Here is a 17,177-nt window from a genome sequence, read left to right on the forward strand (position 1 = left end):
GCGAAGGCCGGCTCCCCGTTCTACAGGGACAGCAGCAGGGAGTCGGTCTTCCCCCGCCGGCGGCGTACGTGCCCGCGCCACCCGGCTAGGACCGCCAGCAGCGTCCACGCCACCAGTCCGGCGACCAGGCCGCCCAGCCGGCCCGCGGCGTCCACCTCGCCGGCCTGTTCCATGGGCACCACGCCCTCCGGGTCACGGATGACGTCGAGCCGCTCCCCCACCCTCGGCGCCCCGGAGCCGTTGTAGGTGAACCGCTCCTCGAGTTCCTCGCCGTCCGCCGTCCGCAGCGTGAGCCGGTGGTTCTTGCCGTCCTTCCCGGTCGCGCTGTCCGCGACGACCACCACGCCCTCGCGCACCCCGCGCGCCTCCAGCGCCGCCTCGGGCGCGTACTGGACGGCCCCGACCAGGATGAACAGCGCCGGCACCACCGACAGCAGACCGATCCAGGCCGCCCGGTGCAGCAGTATCAGCAGGACGACGAACGCCAGCCCCAGCACGACCCCCACGGCGATGGGCACCCACACCCACCGCAACGCCAGGTAGGACACGTAGGCGGTGACCAGTGCGGTCAGCCACCCGAACCCCGCCACCCCGAGCGTGCGCCGCAGGGACTTCCATGGGTCGACGGCGTAGCCGCCCATGGCGCTCAGCGGCCTGATCGTGCTCCTGCGTATCCGAAACGGCACTGCGTCCCCCGTGTTCCCCGCCCGTGGCGGCTTCGTAGATCCCGGTTCCCGGACCTTACACACGCGAGAGGACGGCACCCCCGCACGGGTGCCGTCCTCTCCCTCGATGGTCCGGAACCGTTGCCGATCGGTGAGGGTCGGGTGACAGACAACGGCTCCGGGGCTTCGCGTGCCCCTACCGGTGGTCGCTGCCCGTCGACGTGACGGCAGCGCGGCCGGCTTCCAGGCGGGCGACCGGGATGCGGAACGGGGAACAGGAGACGTAGTCCAGGCCGACCTCGTGGAAGAAGTGGACCGACTCCGGGTCGCCGCCGTGCTCGCCGCAGACGCCGAGCTTGAGGTCGGGGCGGGTGGCGCGGCCGGCCTGCGCGGCGGCGGCGACCAGCGAGCCCACGCCGTCCCTGTCGATCGTCTCGAACGGCGACACCCCGAAGATGCCCTTCTCCAGGTACGCCGTGAAGAAGGAGGCCTCCACGTCGTCGCGGGAGAAGCCCCACACCGTCTGTGTGAGGTCGTTCGTGCCGAAGGAGAAGAACTCCGCCGCCTCCGCGATCTGGCCGGCGGTCAGCGCGGCGCGCGGCAGCTCGATCATCGTGCCGATGGCGAGCCTGAGCGAGGTGCCGGTGGCCTGCTCGACCTCGGCGATGACCTGGTCGGCCTCCTCGCGGACGATCTCCAGCTCCTGGACCGTGCCGACCAGCGGGATCATGATCTCCGCGCGGGGGTCGCACTTGGCCGCCCGGCGCTCCGCGGCCGCCTCCGCGATGGCCCGTACCTGCATGGTGAACAGGCCCGGGATGACCAGGCCGAGGCGCACGCCGCGCAGGCCCAGCATCGGGTTCTGCTCGTGCAGCCGGTGCACGGCCTGGAGCAGGCGCAGCTCGTTCTCGTGCGGCTCCTGCCGGGACTCGGCGAGGGCGACCCGGACCGACAGTTCGGTGATGTCGGGCAGGAACTCGTGCAGCGGCGGGTCGAGCAGGCGGACGGTGACCGGGAGGCCGTCCATCGCCTCGAAGAGCTCCACGAAGTCCCGCTTCTGCAGCGGGAGCAGCGCCTTCAGGGACTCCTCGCGCTCGGTCTCCGTGTCGGCGAGGATCAGCCGTTCGACCAGTTCACGGCGGTCGCCGAGGAACATGTGCTCGGTACGGCACAGCCCGATCCCCTGTGCGCCGAACCGCCGCGCCCGCAGCGCGTCCTCGGCGTTGTCGGCGTTGGCCCGCACCCGCAGCCGGCGCTTGCGGTCGGCGAAGGCCATCATCCGGTGCACGGCCTCGACGAGCTCGTCGGCGTCGTCGGCGCCCGGGTGCATCCGCCCCTCGAAGTACTCCACGACCGGCGACGGCACGACCGGCACCTCGCCGAGGTACACCTTGCCGGACGAGCCGTCGATGGAGACGACGTCGCCCTCCTCGACGACCTGCCCGCCGGGCACGGTCATCCGGCGGCGCTTGGTGTCGACCTCCAGCTCCTCCGCACCGCAGACGCAGGTCTTGCCCATGCCGCGCGCGACCACGGCCGCGTGGGAGGTCTTGCCGCCGCGCGAGGTGAGGATGCCCTCGGCGGCGATCATGCCGTCCAGGTCGTCGGGGTTGGTCTCGCGGCGGATCAGGATGACCTTCTCGCCGGACCGGGACCACTTCACGGCGGTGTACGAGTCGAAGACCGCCTTGCCGACCGCGGCGCCCGGCGAGGCGGCGATACCGCGTCCGACCGGAGTGACCTTCGCGTCCTCGTCGAAGCGGGGGAACATCAGCTGGGCGAGCTGTGCGCCGTTGACCCGGCACAGCGCCTCGGCCTCGTCGATCAGCCCCTGGTCCACGAGCTGGGTGGCGATCCGGAAGGCGGCGCCCGCCGTGCGCTTGCCGACCCGGGTCTGGAGCATCCACAGCTGACCGCGCTCGATGGTGAACTCGATGTCGCAGAGGTCCAGGTAGTGGTTCTCCAGCGTCTCCATGATCTGCATCAGCTGGTCGTACGACTTCTTGTCGATCTGCTCCAGCTCGGCGAGCGGCACGGTGTTGCGGATGCCCGCGACGACGTCCTCGCCCTGCGCGTTCTGCAGGTAGTCGCCGTAGACGCCCTGCTGGCCGGAGGCGGGGTCGCGGGTGAAGGCGACACCGGTGCCGGAGTCGGGGCCGAGGTTGCCGAAGACCATGGAGCAGACGTTGACGGCGGTGCCGAGGTCGTGCGGGATGCGTTCCTGGCGGCGGTAGAGCTTGGCGCGGTCGCCGTTCCAGGAGTCGAAGACCGCCTTGATGGCGAGGTCCATCTGCTCGCGCGGGTCCTGCGGGAAGTCCCGGCCGGCCTCGGTCCTGACGATCTTCTTGAACCTGGTGACGAGCTTCTTGAGGTCGGCGGCCTCCAGCTCGGTGTCGACGGTGACCTTCTTGGCCGTCTTCGCCGCCTCCAGCGCGTCCTCGAAGAGGTCGCCGTCGACACCGAGGACGGTCTTGCCGAACATCTGGATGAGGCGCCGGTAGGAGTCCCACGCGAACCGGTCGTCGCCGGCCTGCCGGGCGAGGCCCTGGACGGACTTGTCGGAGAGGCCGATATTGAGGACGGTGTCCATCATGCCCGGCATGGAGAACTTCGCCCCGGAGCGGACCGACACGAGGAGGGGGTCGTCGGCCTGGCCCAGCTTCTTGCCCATCCGGGCCTCGAGGGCGTCGAGGTGCGCACTCACCTCGTCACGCAGTGCCGCCGGCTCCTCGCCACTGTCGAGGTAGGTCTTGCACGCCTCGGTGGTGATGGTGAAGCCGGGCGGGACGGGAAGGCCCAGGTTGGTCATCTCGGCGAGGTTGGCGCCCTTGCCGCCGAGCAGGTCCTTCAGGTCTTTGTTGCCCTCGGTGAAGTCGTAAACGAACTTCGCTACGTGGGGATCTTTGTTTTCCGACACGGGTCTCGACTCCTCGAGGACGCGGTGGCTGCCCTGACGGCGAGGAATGTACCCAGATCAAAGGCGTCTGGGTACGTCCACTTGTGCGTCATGCGCCTGTAACCACCCATCCGCCAGCGGATCGAAAGTCAAAGCTTGGCAAGCCGCGACGGCCGAATGTTTTCACTTCTTGAACGCATCGACGCTCCCAAGAGCATCCGTCATGCTCATATGAGCGACATTCGTCACGTATGATTTCGCTCGCTGAACGTTCAAAAGATGGCACCGAGTGCCACCCTTTGAGAAGTGCAGTCGCTCATGATCCGCTCATCTGAGCGCTACCCCTATCAAGGGTGGCGAGAATCACGCTGCCACAGCGGACCGGGTTCCACCATGCGGACCCGTCGAACCCACGCTTCGCGCCGCCGGATGAACACACGGTTCGTCCCGCCCGTACGGAACGGCGGCGGACCCGGACCCCCACGCCGGGTCCGCCCTCCACCGGGCTCGGTACGGAAGGGATCTCCGGGTTGCCTGTCCTCACACGCCTGACCTCCATACGCGCACGCCTGTCCTCCCCGCGCACGCGCCTGCGCGCCGCACGCGACGCCCACCCCGCCGCCGCGCGGACCGCCCGCCGGACGCTGCACGCCCTCTCGGCCGCCCTCGTCGTCGGCGCCCTCCTCATGCCGAACACGGCCCCCGGACTGCGGCCCGACGGCTTCACCCGCATCCCGGCCGAGGCGATCATCGGCGCCGTGCTGCTGATCGCCCTGCCGCGCCGCCCGCGTATCGTCGTGGCCGCGCTGTACGGCGCCGGCATCGGTGTCCTGACCGTGCTGAACCTGCTGGACATGGGGTTCACGGAGTATCTGGGCCGCGGCTTCAACGTCGTACTCGACTGGGGCCTGCTCGACGACGCCCAGGCGTACCTCGCCGACTCGATGGGCTCCACGGCCGCCATCGCGGCCGCCGTCGGCGCGGTGGTCCTCACCCTGCTCCTCGTGACCGTGATGGCGCTGGCCACCGTCCGGCTCGGCAACCTCCTCGCCCGGCACCGCCCCCGCGCCACCCGGGGCGCGCTGATCGCGGGCACCGTGTGGGTCACCTGTACCGCGCTCGGCGTGCAGATCTCCGGCATGCCGGTCGCCTCCGAGCAGGCGGCCGGCGCGCTGAAGGAGCAGACGGAGCGCGTGGTGGCCACCCTGCGCGACGAGGCCGCTTTCGCGAAGGAGGCGCGGGCGGACACCTTCGGCGCCACTCCCCCTGGCCAGCTCGTCCCCGATCTGCGCGGCAAGGACGTCGTCTTCGCCTTCATCGAGAGCTACGGCCGCACCGCCACCGAGGACCCGCTGATCGCGCCCGGCGTCATCGACACCCTCGACACCCGCACCGCCGCGCTCGCGAAGGCCGGCTTCCACGCCCGCAGCGGCTGGCTCACCTCGGCGACGTACGGCGGCAGCAGCTGGCTCGGCCACTCCACCGCCCTGTCCGGCCTGTGGATCGACAACCAGCAGCGCTATCGCACGGTCACCTCGGGCGACCACCTCACCCTCACCAAGGCGTTCCGGAAGACGGGCGCCTGGGACACCGTCGGCGTCATGCCGGGCGTGCAGAAGGGCTGGCCGGAGGCGAAGTGGTACGGCCTCGACAAGGTCTACGACGCCTTCGAACTCGGCTACCAGGGCCCGAAGTTCAGCTGGTCGACCATGCCGGACCAGTACGCCCTGGAGGCGTTCCAGCGCCTGGAGCACGGCCGGAAGCGCGACAAGCCGCTGATGTCGGAGGTCATCCTCACCTCCAGCCACCAGCCCTGGGCGCCGGTCCCGGAGATGGTCGGCTGGGACGAACTCGGCGACGGCTCGGTCTTCGACGCGATCCACAAGGCGGGGAAGAAGCCCGCCGGCGTGGTCGCCGACTCCACCGAGTCCCGGCGGGAGTACGGAAAGTCGGTCCAGTACTCGGTCACCGCCCTCACCGAGTGGCTGGAGCGCTACGGCACCGACGACACCGTCCTCGTCTTCCTCGGCGACCACCAGCCCATCGCCCGCGTCAGCGGCGACGGCGCGAGCCGGGACGTGCCGGTGTCGGTCGTCGCGAAGGACCCGAAGGTGCTGGAGAGGATCGACGACTGGAACTGGACGGAGGGGCTGCGCCCGGCGAAGGACGCACCGGTGTGGAGGATGAGCTCGTTCCGCGACCGCTTCCTGACCGCCTACGGCTCCACCCCGCACCCCACCGGGGAGTGATCAGCCCCCGGAGGTGTCCAGTTCCGCCTCCTCGCCGACGCCCGCGCAGTCGTACGGGTCCTTCAGCCAGCCGTCCGGCAGCACCACCCGGTTGTTGCCGGACGTACGGCCGCGCGGTCCGTCGGCGCCGGTGGGCCAGGCCTGGTCGAGGTCCAGCTCGTCCAGCCCGGACCGCAGTTCCTCCAGCGAGGAGGTGATCGCGAGCCGCTTACGCATCTCGGAGCCGACCGCGAAGCCCTTCAGATACCAGGCGACGTGCTTACGGAAGTCGATCACCCCGCGCGACTCGTCCCCGATCCACTCCCCGAGCAGCGTGGCATGCCGGACCATGACGTCGGCGACCTCGCGCAGGGCCGGCCGTACGCCGTATCCGTCAGTGCCCGCGGCACGGGCGCCGGCGCGTCCCTCGAAGGCGGCTACCAGGTCCGCGAACAGCCATGGCCGGCCGAGGCAGCCCCGGCCGACGACCACGCCGTCGCAGCCGGTCTCGCGCACCATCCGCAGCGCGTCCTCGGCGGACCAGATGTCGCCGTTGCCGAGCACCGGGATCTCCGGGACATGCTCCTTCAGCCGGGCGATGGCGTCCCAGTCGGCGGTGCCTCCGTAGTGCTGGGCGGCGGTACGGCCGTGCAGCGCGATCGCGGTGATGCCCTCCTCGACGGCGATCCGGCCGGCGTCCAGGTAGGTCAGGTGGTCGTCGTCGATGCCCTTGCGCATCTTCATCGTGACCGGCAGCTCCCCGGCCCCGCTGACCGCCTCGCGCAGGATGGACCGCAGCAGGTTCCGCTTGTACGGCAGCGCCGAACCGCCGCCCTTACGGGTCACCTTGGGGACCGGGCAGCCGAAGTTGAGGTCGATGTGGTCGGCCAGGCCCTCCTCCGCGATCATACGGACGGCCTTGCCGACGGTCGCGGGGTCGACGCCGTACAGCTGGATGGAGCGGGGCTTCTCGCTCTCGTCGAAGCGGATCAGCTGCATGGTCTTGTCGTTGCGTTCGACCAGCGCCCGGGTGGTGATCATCTCGCTGACGAACAGGCCCTTCCCGCCGCCGGCTCCATCCTCTGCGCCTCCGGCGAAGGATCGGCACAGGGTGCGGAAGGGCGCGTTGGTGATCCCGGCCATGGGGGCGAGCACGACGGGGGGCCGCACGGCGTGCGGGCCGATGCGCAGGGTCGTGTCCGGGGTCGTGTCGGCAGGAGGTGTGGGCGTGGGCATTCCCCCATTGTCCCGCATGCGGGACGGCACCCGGGGCATGACCGTGTAATGGTCATTAGTTAGCCGCACTATCGATATGTGCGTACGATGGAGTGCATGCCCGAGCTCAGCCATGGCCGACGCATGCTGGTGCTCGCGATCTGCTGCATGAGCCTGCTGATCGTGAGCCTCGACAACACGGTCCTCAACGTCGCCCTGCCCTCCCTGCAGCGGGAATTCGACGCCGGTACCTCGGGTCTGCAGTGGACCATCGACGCGTACACGCTCGTCCTGGCCTCGCTGCTGATGCTCGCGGGCTCGACCGCCGACCGGATCGGCCGCAGACGGGTGTTCATGACGGGTCTGGTGGTCTTCACCCTGGGCTCGGTGCTGTGCTCGCTCGCGCCGGACCTGAACTCCCTGATCGTGTTCCGCATGGTGCAGGCGGTCGGCGGCTCGATGCTGAACCCGGTCGCCATGTCGATCATCACCAACACCTTCACCGACCGGCGTGAGCGGGCCCGTGCGATCGGTGTGTGGGGTGCGGTCGTCGGTATCTCGATGGCCGCGGGGCCGCTGGTCGGGGGGCTACTGGTGGAGTCGGTCGGCTGGCGCTCCATCTTCTGGATCAACCTGCCGGTGGGGCTGGCGGCACTGCTGCTCACCCGGCGGTTCGTGCCGGAGTCCCGGGCGCCGAAGGCCCGCCGGCCCGACCCGGTCGGCCAGGTGCTGGTGATCGTGCTGTTCGGCTCGCTGACGTACGCGATCATCGAGGCGCCGCACGCCTCGTTGTCGGTGCTCGCGCCTTTCGCTCTGGTCGCCCTGGCCGCGCTGGTGGCTCTCCTCCGTTACGAGCCGCGCCGCCCCGAACCGCTGATCGATCCGCGGTTCTTCCGGTCTGCGCCGTTCAGCGGGGCGACGGTGATAGCGGTGAGCGCGTTCGCGGCGCTCGGCGGGTTCCTGTTCCTGTCGACGCTGTATCTGCAGAACGTGTGGGGGCTGAGCGCGTGGGACGCGGGGCTGTGGATGCTGCCAATGGCCGTCCCGACCTTCCTGTGCGCCCCGCTGTCCGGGCGGCTGGTCGGCAGCCGGGGGCCGCGGCTGCCGCTGCTGATCGCCGGCGGTGCGATGACGGTGAGCGGGTTCCTCTTCGCCCTCCTCGAGGCCGAGACGTCGGACGTCACGCTGTTCATCGGGTACGTCCTCTTCGGCATCGGCTTCGGCTTCGTGAACGCGCCGATCACCAACACGGCGGTGTCCGGCATGCCGGTGGCTCAGGCGGGGGTGGCGTCCGCGGTGGCGTCCACCAGCCGTCAGCTGGGGCAGGCGCTGGGGGTCGCGGTGATCGGGGCGGTGCTGGCGGCGGGGGTGGGGTCGGCGCCGTACGCGTCCGCGTTCGTGGCGGCGGCGCGGCCGGGGTGGTGGATCCTCGCCGTGTGCGGGCTGGTGGTGCTGGTCGTGGGTCTGCTGACGTCAGGCCGCTGGGCCCACCGCACCGCCGAGCGGGCGGCCCGGGGGCTGGAGACGGCGGAGGTCCGGCAGGAGGCGGGAGCGCACGCCTGATCAGCCCGGCGGGAGCAGCCGGGCGAGCGGGGGCCACCACGCGGGGTGCGCCCGCACCAGGTCACGCATGACCGGGCTGCTGTCCAGGGTGTGCCGGCAGTAGTCGGTCCACGGCTGGGCGCTGGTGCTGTCGGGCACCTTGTCGTGGACCACGAGACCGCTGCTCATGACGTCCGCGAGCAGCTCGGCGATCGTGGTGATCGCGTCGCGCTCGTCCTGGTGTCCCGGCTGCTCGGGCAGCGGTTTACCGGCGTAGAAGTACGCGCGGGAGCCGGGGCGTTCGAGCAGGAGGAGGTGTACTTCGCGCAGGGCGCGCAGGGCCATGTCGTTCGCGGAGACGGCGGCCACCGCGTTGCTGATCTTCGCCTGTTCGGCGGCGGCTCTGGTCTGGCGGGCGAGGTGGAAGACGGACCACACGGACACGGCCAGTGCGATCGCGGCGACGAACACCCCTATCGCGTCCGCCATTTCGTTCTCCCCCTCCCGAACGGCCCCTGGGGCACGAGCGGAACGGTACCGTGCCGGGCGGTGGTGTGGGCAGGGGCGTGGGCAGGGGTGCCGTCGGAGGGGCCTGGAGGAGTCGTCGTGGAGATCGATGCGAGTAAGGTCAGCCGGCTGGATCCGGACGGGCGGGAGCACGTCGTGCGGGTACGGCGCACCGGTGGGCAGCGGACGATCAGTTGTGACACGTGCGGCTGGCGCAGGAGCGCGCAGTTCCTGCCGTGGCTCAAGGCGCAGGAGCATCTGGCGGAGGCGCACGGGGCGACGGTGGACCCGCCGGAGCGGTGAGGGCCGGCGGCACGCCCCGGCCCTCGTGGGGGACGTCGCGTTGGCGCGGCCCGGTGCTTGTGGGGGCCGGGGGGTGTTCTCGCAGCCCGGCGTTCACGGGGTGCCGTCGCGCCCACCCGTGCCGCCCTGCGGCACGACCGCCCGCGGGAACGAAGGAAGCGGGGTGGGATCGCCGCCCCAGCGGCACGACCGCCCGCGGGAACGAAGGAAGCGGGGTGGGATCGCCGCCCCAGCGGCACGACCGCCCGCGGAAGCGGAGGGCGAAACGGGGGCCCGGGGGCGGAGCCCCCGGGGGACGGCGGCCCACCAGCCAACCGAGTCGGGTGGCGGGTGGGCGAGGGCGGGGGGTCCGGGGGGCGGAGCCCCCTGGGACGGTCACCGTGGCCGACGGCCGCATCGGATCAACAGGGGATCAAACCCCGTACCCCCCGCGGCCGGCGGTTACGCGCCGACGAGGCGTGAGGCGAGGTACCCCTCGATCTGGTCCAGGGACACCCGCTCCTGCTTCATCGTGTCCCGCTCACGCACGGTCACCGCGTTGTCGTCCAGCGTGTCGAAGTCGACCGTGACACAGAACGGCGTACCGATCTCGTCCTGCCGGCGGTAACGCCGACCGATCGCGCCGGCGTCGTCGAACTCGATGTTCCAGTTCTGCCGAAGCGCCTGCGCGAGCCCCTTCGCCTTCGGCGACAGCTCCGCGTTGCGCGACAGCGGCAGCACCGCGACCTTCACCGGCGCGAGCCGGTGGTCCAGCCGCAGCACCGTGCGCTTCTCCATCTTGCCCTTGGCGTTGGGCGCCTCGTCCTCGATGTACGCGTCCAGCAGGAACGCCAGCATCGCGCGGCCGACACCGGCAGCCGGCTCGATGACGTACGGCGTCCAGCGCTCCTGGGCCTCCTGGTCGAAGAAGGAGAGGTCCTGGCCGGAGGCCTTGGAGTGCGCGCCGAGGTCGTAGTCCGTGCGGTTGGCGACGCCCTCCAGCTCACCCCACTCGCTGCCGCCGAACTGGAAGCGGTACTCGATGTCGGCGGTGCGCTTGGAGTAGTGGGAGAGCTTCTCCTTCGGGTGCTCGAACCACCGCATGTTCTCCTCGCGCAGGCCGAGACCGGTGTACCAGTTCCAGCGCTGCTCCATCCAGTACTCCTGCCACTCCTCGTCCTCGCCCGGCTTGACGAAGAACTCCATCTCCATCTGCTCGAACTCGCGGGTGCGGAAGATGAAGTTGCCGGGCGTGATCTCGTTGCGGAAGGACTTGCCCATCTGGGCGATGCCGAACGGCGGCTTGCGGCGCGAAGTGGTCTGCACCTGGGCGAAGTTGGTGAAGATGCCCTGGGCGGTCTCGGGCCGCAGGTAGGCGACGGAGCCGCTGTCCTGGGTCGGGCCGAGGTGGGTGGAGAGCAGACCCGAGAACTGCTTGGGCTCGGTGAAGGTGCCCTTGTTGCCGCAGTTGGGGCAGTTGAGGTCGGCCAAGCCGTTCTCGGGGGCGTGGCCCTTCTTCTCCTCGTACGCCTCCTCCAGGTGGTCCGCGCGGAACCGCTTGTGGCAGGAGGTGCACTCGGTCAGCGGGTCCGTGAACGTGGCGACGTGACCGGAGGCGACCCACACCTCCGGGGCCAGGATCACGGACGAGTCGATACCGACCACGTCCTCGCGCGACGTCACCATGTAGCGCCACCACTGGCGCTTGAGGTTCTCCTTGAGCTCGACACCCAGCGGCCCGTAGTCCCAGGCGGCACGCTGGCCGCCGTAGATCTCACTACAAGGGAAAACGAAGCCACGGCGCTTGCTCAGGCTGACGATGGTGTCGATCTTGTCGGCGGCCACGGTGCTCTCTTCATTACGACGACGGTGACTGACTGGTGCGGCGCGAAGCGCCTCGATGAGGGGTGGTGATCGGGAGACGGGCGGGCGAAGCGAGATTGCTTCCAGCGAATGACTCAGGTTACCGGCGGGGACTGCCTCACGGCCAAATCGGGGCCCCGTTCCGGATCTCCGACCAGGCTTGTTGACAACGGTTTCCATCTTCGTTGAAAATGACTGTCATGAACGTACGACGACACTACATATCCACGGCCGCGCTGGCCGCGGTCGCCGCCCTCGGGCTCGGCACCCTGACCGCCTGCTCCTCCGACAGCGCCGCCGCGGGCAACACCGACAAGTTCGACGTCGTCGCGTCGTTCTACCCGATGGCCTTCCTCGCCGAGCAGATCGGCGGCGAGCACGTCAACGTCACCAGTCTGACCCAGCCCGGCCAGGAGCCGCACGACCTGGAGATCAGCGCCAAGCAGACCGCGCAGCTCGAGGAGTCCGACGCGGCGCTCCACCTCAAGGGCCTGCAGCCCTCCGTCGACGAGGCCATCGGCCAGTCCCCCGTCGCCACGAAGATCGACGCGGCCACCCTGACCACCCTGGAGGAGCACGGCTCCGAGGTCGGCGGACACGCGGACGAGCACGCGCACGAGGAGGAGGAACACGGGGAGGAGGGGCACGACCACGAGCACGAGGGCGGCAAGGACCCCCACATCTGGCTCGACCCGGTGAAGTACGCCGAGGTCGCCGAGGGGGTCGGCAAGGCCTTCGAGAAGGCGGACCCGGACCACGCCGCCGACTACAGGAAGAACACCGCGACCCTGGTCGAGAAGCTGGGCGAGCTCGACACCACGTTCAAGACCGGCCTCGCGGACAAGAAGAACGACGTCTTCATCACCACGCACGCCGCCTTCGGCTACCTCGCCGAGCGCTACGGCCTGACCGAGGAGGCCATCAGCGGCCTGGACCCGGAGTCCGAGCCCAGCGGGGCCCGCGTGAAGGAACTCCAGAAGATGGCGAAGGCCGACGGCGTCACCACCGTCTTCTACGAGACGCTCGTCAGCGACAAGACCGCCAAGACCCTCGCCGGGGACACCGGGCTCAGGACGGACGTCCTCGACCCGGTCGAGGGCATCACCGACAGCTCCCGCGGCGACGACTACTTCCAGGTCATGGAAGCCAACCTCAAGGCCCTGCAGACGGCCCTGGGCAGCAAGTGACCGACGAACCACCGGAGGACGGCATGACGACCGAGCCCGTCATCTCCCTGCGCGGCGTCCGCGCCGAGCTGGGCTCCCGCCCCGTTCTGCGCGGCATCGACCTCACCGTGCGCCGCGGTGAGGTCGTCGCCCTGCTCGGCGCCAACGGCTCCGGCAAGTCGACGGCCGTACGCAGCGTCATCGGCCAAGTACCGGTCAGCGCCGGGGAGATCGAACTGTTCGGCACCCCGCGGCACCGGTTCCGCGACTGGGCGCGCGTGGGCTACGTCCCGCAGCGCACCACGGCCTCCGGCGGCGTCCCGGCGACGCTCACCGAGGTCGTCTCCTCCGGCCGTCTCTCCCGTACCCGCTTCGGCCTCTTCCGCAGGGCCGACCACGAGGCCGTACGGCATGCCCTGGACCTCGTCGGCATGGCGGACCGGGCCAAGGACTCCGTGGACGCCCTCTCCGGCGGCCAGCACCAGCGGGTCCTGATCGCCCGCGCGCTCGCCGCCGTACCCGAGCTGCTGATCATGGACGAGCCGATGGCGGGCGTCGACCTGGCCAGCCAGGAGATCCTCGCCGAGACGCTGAAGGGCCAGGTCGCCGAGGGCACCACGGTCCTCCTCGTCCTGCACGAGCTGGGCCCCCTGGAGCCCCTGATCGACCGGGCGGTCGTCCTGCGCGACGGCTGCGTCCTGCACGACGGCCCGCCCCCGAAGGCTGTCGGCCAGCACGCCCTGCCCGGCCACGACCACGTCCACCCGCACGCCCCCGCGGGCACCGAACCGATCCGCACAGGACTGCTGAGCTGAATCCGATGGACATCCTCGACTACGCCTTCATGCAGCGGGCGCTGCTCGCCGCCGTCCTGGTCGGCATCACCGCCCCCGCCGTCGGCATCTACCTCGTCCAGCGCCGCCAGGCCCTCATGGGCGACGGAATCGGCCACGTCGCCATGACCGGTGTCGGCCTCGGCTTCCTGCTCAGCTGGTCCCCGGTATGGATGGCGACGCTCGTCTCCGTCCTCGGCGCCGTCTTCATGGAACTGGTCCGCTGGTACGCCAAGACCCGCGGCGACATCGCCCTCGCGATGCTCTTCTACGGCGGTATGGCCGGCGGTGTCATGTTCATCAACATCGCCCCCGGCGGCTCCACCACGAACCTCTCCTCGTTCCTGTTCGGCTCGCTGTCCACGGTGTCCGAGTCCGACGTGACCGCGATCTGTCTGCTGGCCGCGTTCGTGGTGCTGATCACCGTCGGTCTGCGCCGGCAGCTGTTCGCGGTCAGCCAGGACGAGGAGTTCGCCCGGGTCACGGGCCTGCCGGTGCGCTTCCTGAACCTGCTCACGGCGATCACGGCCGCCGTCACCGTCTCCGTCGCGATGCGCGTGGTCGGGCTGCTGCTGGTGAGCGCGCTCATGGTGGTGCCGGTCGCGGCCGCCCAGCAGCTCACCCGCAGCTTCGCCGCCACCTTCGCCATCGCCGTCGCGATCGGCGTGAGCGTGACCATCGGCGGCACGGTCACCTCGTACTACCAGGACGTCCCGCCCGGAGCGACGATCGTGCTGCTGACCATCGCCGCGTTCATCGCGCTGACCGCGCTGGCCACCCCGCTGGCCCGCCGCCGCGCCCGGGCACTGGCCGCCGCACAGCCGGGCGGCGATCCCGCGGAGTGTGCGATTCCGGCCGGCCGCAGATCGGGGGACCCGGCCGGCGCCTGACTCCCCGCTGCCCGGACTGGCACAATGGCCCCGGCAGACGGCCCGATGTGAGGAGGCAATCCCGTGACGACCGCAGGACCGCCCGTGAAGGGCCGTGCCACCCGGCAGCGTGCCGCTGTGTCGGCGTGCCTGCAGGAGGTCGACGAGTTCCGCAGCGCGCAGGAACTCCACGACATGCTCAAGCACAAGGGCGACTCCGTCGGCCTGACCACGGTCTACCGCACGCTCCAGTCCCTCGCCGACGCCGGCGAGGTCGACGTCCTGCGCACCGCCGACGGCGAGTCCGTCTACCGCCGCTGCTCCACCGGCGACCACCACCACCATCTGGTCTGCCGCACCTGCGGCAAGGCGGTGGAGGTGGAGGGCCCGGCGGTGGAGAAGTGGGCGGAGGCCATCGCGGCGGAACACGGCTACGTCAACGTGGCCCACACGGTCGAGATCTTCGGCACCTGCGCGGAGTGCGCGGGGGTGGCGAAGGGCTGAGCCCTTCCCCGAAGAACGCACGCGGTCCCGCCCCATGTCGGTGAGCACGGAGCGGGACCGGTCTCGACAGAAGTGGCGGTCAGAAGATGTCCACGTTCGCGACGACCGTGTTGCCGGCCGGCCGTGCGAGCGTGAAGTTCTGCACGATCGTCCGCTCCAGCCCGGTCTGGCTGTTGGTGCAGGTCAGGGTGGCGCTCGCCGGGACGCCCGGGCCCGCCGCCACCGGGCTCAGCACCAGCTGGCTGTAACTGGCGCTGGGCTGTCCGGCCGAGTTGATGACCCTGCTGTTGGACACCCCGCCGCCTGAGGCGGACACACTGGTGGGCGCGAAGTTCGCGCCGAACTTGCTGCAGTCCGCCTGGCCCGCCAGGACCACCCGATCGATATTCGGATCGGCGGACGCGTTGGTGGCCGCGGCCGCCGGGAAGGCCAGTGCCAGCGCGAACACGCTCGCCACGGCTCCCTTGGACATCTTCCTCTTCCTCGCGTTTGTCGAGCGAACGGCCATGACAGCCTCCAAAGCGTGGATGATGAGAGGGTGCGAGGATCCGCACCGGGAGGTGTCGGCTTCGGCCGACCGTCCCGTCTCCCGGGCCTCGAAGGACCCTCGATTTCCACCATTGCGCAGCTCTTCCCCGAGTGCAAAAGATGGCTCCGGACCAGGCCGGACAATGAACGGTCAAGCACCTGGGAGTTTCGTCCGACGTGGCACCGGATGGTTGCCGGATCACACAAGTCGCCGGTGATCGAGACCATTTGACCGTCCCGGACCGGCAGCCGGGGCCACCGCGGGAGGCCCCGGCCGACTCTCCGGGGCGCCCCCTGTTCCCTTCCCCGGCAAGGCTGTTCACGCCTCCCGCGCCCACCAGGGCTCCCTGCCGACGAGGTTGGCAGGGAGGGGGCGTCACATCCGTACGAGAGCGCTCCGGTGGACGCGGGCGGCGGGCCGTCGGACTCTCGACGACCAGCTGTCAGGACTCCGTCGTACGGCCCCTCATCGCCGCCTCCATGGCGGCCAGTTCCTCGTTGGGGACGGCGCCGCCGAAGCGGCGGTCGCGGGAGGCGTACTCGATACAGGCCCGCCACAGGTCGCGGCGGTCGAAGTCGGGCCAGAGCACGTCCTGGAAGACCATCTCGGCGTAGGCGCTCTGCCAGAGGAGGTAGTTGGAGGTGCGCTGCTCACCGCTCGGCCGCAGGAACAGGTCCACGTCCGGCATGTCCGGGTAGTACATGTACCGCTGCAGCGTCTTCTCGTCGACCTTCGACGGATCGAGCCGCCCGGCCTTCACGTCCTCGGCGAGCGCCCGCGCCGCGTCCGCGATCTCCGCGCGCCCGCCGTAGTTCATGCAGAAGTACAGCGTCAGCCGGTCGTTGTCCTTCGTCTGCTCCTGGGCGACCTGGAGCTCCTTGGCCACCGACTTCCACAGCTTGGGCATCCGCCCCACCCAGCGCACGCGGATGCCGAGCTCGTCGAGCGTGTCCCGCGTCTTGCGGATGAAGTCCCGGTTGAAGTTCATCAGGAAGCGCACCTCGTCCGGCGACCGCTTCCAGTTCTCGGTGGAGAAGGCGTACAGCGAGATCGCGCCGACCCCCATCTCCACACCGCCCTGGAGCACGTCCAGCACCCGCTCGGCGCCGACCTTGTGCCCCTCGGTGCGCGGCAGCCCCCGCTCCTTCGCCCACCGCCCGTTGCCGTCCATGACGATCGCCACATGCTTCGGGACCAGTTCCCCGGGGATCTTCGGGGGCCGCGCGCCCGAAGGGTGCGGTTCCGGCGTCCTGTACTCCCGTCGCTGACGCCCCAGGAACCCGCGTACGGCCATGTGTCTCTCGTCTCCTCGTGCTTACTTTTCGACGTACCGGAGCGAACGGAGCCCGCGCTCCAGATGCCAGTGCAGGTACGCGGACACCAGCCCGCTCCCCTCCCGGACGTACCGCGCCTCGCACGCGTCCGCGGTCCCCCAGTCTCCCGTAAGCAGCGCTCCGAGGAGTTCCAGGGCCTGCGGCGAGGGTACGACGCTGCCGGGCACCCGGCAGTCCACACAGACGGAACCGCCGGACGCGACCGAGAAGAACCGGTTCGGACCCGGCATCCCGCACTTCGCGCAGTCCGTGAAACTCGGCGCGTACCCGTTCACCGCGAGCGACCGCAGCAGGAACGCGTCAAGCACGAGATGCGGCGCGTGCTCGCCCCGCGCCAGCGTCCGCAGGGCCCCGACCAGCAGCAGATACTGCTGCACCGCCGGCTCGCCCTCGTGGTCGGTGAACCGCTCGGCGGTCTCCAGCATGGCGGTGCCGGCCGTGTACCGCGCGTAGTCGGTGACGATCCCGCCACCGTACGGCGCTATCGTCTCGCTCTGCGTACACAGGGGCAGCCCGCGGCCGATCAGCTCGCTCCCCTTCGAGAAGAACTGCACGTCCACGTGCGAGAACGGTTCGAGACGCGCACCGAACTTCGACTTCGTCCGGCGCACGCCCCTCGCCACCGCGCGTACCCGGCCGTGACCGCGTGTGAGCAGTGTGATGATCCGGTCCGCCTCACCCAGCTTCTGGGTGCGCAGCACGATGCCGTCGTCGCGGAACAGACTCATGGCATCCATTGTCGCC

Annotated in this window: 15 protein-coding genes; 7 read left to right on the forward strand and 8 right to left on the reverse strand. The window is 70.3% G+C overall.

All coding sequences use genetic code 11. From position 1 onward, the window contains the following. Positions 1 to 20 precede the first annotated feature (20 nt). Positions 21 to 686 (reverse strand): hypothetical protein, encoded by a 666-nt coding sequence (locus ACGFR9_RS11930; RefSeq protein ID WP_393205984.1) that lies wholly within the window; start codon positions 684 to 686, stop codon positions 21 to 23. Positions 687 to 861: 175 nt separating this feature from the next. Further along, positions 862 to 3,582, reverse strand: a complete 2,721-nt coding sequence (ppdK, locus tag ACGFR9_RS11935) for a pyruvate, phosphate dikinase (RefSeq protein ID WP_393205987.1) — start codon at positions 3,580 to 3,582, stop codon at positions 862 to 864. Between the two features lie 509 nt (positions 3,583 to 4,091). Here ppdK and ACGFR9_RS11940 point away from each other — a divergent pair. Next, positions 4,092 to 5,810 carry a CDP-alcohol phosphatidyltransferase gene (locus ACGFR9_RS11940; RefSeq protein ID WP_393205990.1) on the forward strand — a complete coding sequence of 573 codons (1,719 nt, stop codon included), beginning with the start codon at positions 4,092 to 4,094 and terminating at the stop codon, positions 5,808 to 5,810. Here the strand turns inward: ACGFR9_RS11940 and dusB are convergent, their stop codons facing one another. Continuing rightward, positions 5,811 to 7,043, reverse strand: coding sequence for a tRNA dihydrouridine synthase DusB (dusB, locus tag ACGFR9_RS11945; protein ID WP_393205993.1), 1,233 nt, complete (start codon positions 7,041 to 7,043; stop codon positions 5,811 to 5,813). It abuts the gene before it with no gap. A gap of 78 nt (positions 7,044 to 7,121) precedes the next feature. Here dusB and ACGFR9_RS11950 point away from each other — a divergent pair, with 78 nt between their 5' ends. After that, on the forward strand, positions 7,122 to 8,567 hold the full coding sequence (locus ACGFR9_RS11950) for an MFS transporter (protein WP_393205996.1): 1,446 nt from the start codon (positions 7,122 to 7,124) through the stop codon (positions 8,565 to 8,567). On the opposite strand, the gene ACGFR9_RS11955 is transcribed toward ACGFR9_RS11950, so the two are convergent. Beyond that, a complete protein-coding gene (locus ACGFR9_RS11955; RefSeq protein ID WP_393205999.1) occupies positions 8,568 to 9,035 on the reverse strand; it encodes a hypothetical protein in 468 nt (155 codons plus the stop codon). A 117-nt stretch (positions 9,036 to 9,152) separates the two neighbouring features. On the opposite strand from ACGFR9_RS11955, the gene ACGFR9_RS11960 reads away from it, so the two are divergent. After that, complete coding sequence (locus ACGFR9_RS11960) at positions 9,153 to 9,356, forward strand: hypothetical protein (RefSeq protein ID WP_393206002.1); 204 nt, start codon at positions 9,153 to 9,155, stop codon at positions 9,354 to 9,356. A 441-nt stretch (positions 9,357 to 9,797) separates the two neighbouring features. Here the strand turns inward: ACGFR9_RS11960 and ACGFR9_RS11965 are convergent, their stop codons facing one another. After that, a complete protein-coding gene (locus tag ACGFR9_RS11965) occupies positions 9,798 to 11,180 on the reverse strand; it encodes a glycine--tRNA ligase (RefSeq protein WP_393206006.1) in 1,383 nt (460 codons plus the stop codon). A 218-nt stretch (positions 11,181 to 11,398) separates the two neighbouring features. Here ACGFR9_RS11965 and ACGFR9_RS11970 point away from each other — a divergent pair, with 218 nt between their 5' ends. The 4 genes from ACGFR9_RS11970 to ACGFR9_RS11985 all read left to right on the forward strand — a co-directional run bounded on the left by ACGFR9_RS11970 (position 11,399) and on the right by ACGFR9_RS11985 (position 14,570). Further along, positions 11,399 to 12,385: a metal ABC transporter substrate-binding protein gene (locus ACGFR9_RS11970; protein ID WP_393206009.1), complete on the forward strand. Its 987-nt coding sequence runs from the start codon at positions 11,399 to 11,401 to the stop codon at positions 12,383 to 12,385. Positions 12,386 to 12,408: 23 nt separating this feature from the next. Beyond that, entirely contained in the window at positions 12,409 to 13,179 is a 771-nt protein-coding gene (locus ACGFR9_RS11975) for a metal ABC transporter ATP-binding protein (protein WP_393206012.1), read from the forward strand. A 5-nt stretch (positions 13,180 to 13,184) separates the two neighbouring features. Beyond that, on the forward strand, positions 13,185 to 14,087 hold the full coding sequence (locus ACGFR9_RS11980; protein WP_393206015.1) for a metal ABC transporter permease: 903 nt from the start codon (positions 13,185 to 13,187) through the stop codon (positions 14,085 to 14,087). 63 nt (positions 14,088 to 14,150) lie between these two features. Then, complete coding sequence (locus ACGFR9_RS11985; protein WP_393206018.1) at positions 14,151 to 14,570, forward strand: Fur family transcriptional regulator; 420 nt, start codon at positions 14,151 to 14,153, stop codon at positions 14,568 to 14,570. 79 nt (positions 14,571 to 14,649) lie between these two features. Here the strand turns inward: ACGFR9_RS11985 and ACGFR9_RS11990 are convergent, their stop codons facing one another. The 3 genes from ACGFR9_RS11990 to recO all read right to left on the reverse strand — a co-directional run bounded on the left by ACGFR9_RS11990 (position 14,650) and on the right by recO (position 17,161). Next, the gene (locus ACGFR9_RS11990; RefSeq protein ID WP_311641261.1) at positions 14,650 to 15,042 is read right to left on the reverse strand and encodes a hypothetical protein; all 393 of its coding nucleotides are present in this window, start codon (positions 15,040 to 15,042) and stop codon (positions 14,650 to 14,652) included. Positions 15,043 to 15,541: 499 nt separating this feature from the next. After that, entirely contained in the window at positions 15,542 to 16,393 is an 852-nt protein-coding gene (locus ACGFR9_RS11995) for an isoprenyl transferase (RefSeq protein WP_393206022.1), read from the reverse strand. 21 nt (positions 16,394 to 16,414) lie between these two features. Continuing rightward, positions 16,415 to 17,161, reverse strand: coding sequence for a DNA repair protein RecO (recO, locus tag ACGFR9_RS12000; RefSeq protein WP_030218006.1), 747 nt, complete (start codon positions 17,159 to 17,161; stop codon positions 16,415 to 16,417). Positions 17,162 to 17,177: the final 16 nt, after the last annotated feature.

This window comes from Streptomyces sp. NPDC048584, from assembly GCF_043199595.1.
In the GTDB taxonomy this organism is placed as follows: Bacteria; Actinomycetota; Actinomycetes; order Streptomycetales; family Streptomycetaceae; genus Streptomyces; species Streptomyces edwardsiae.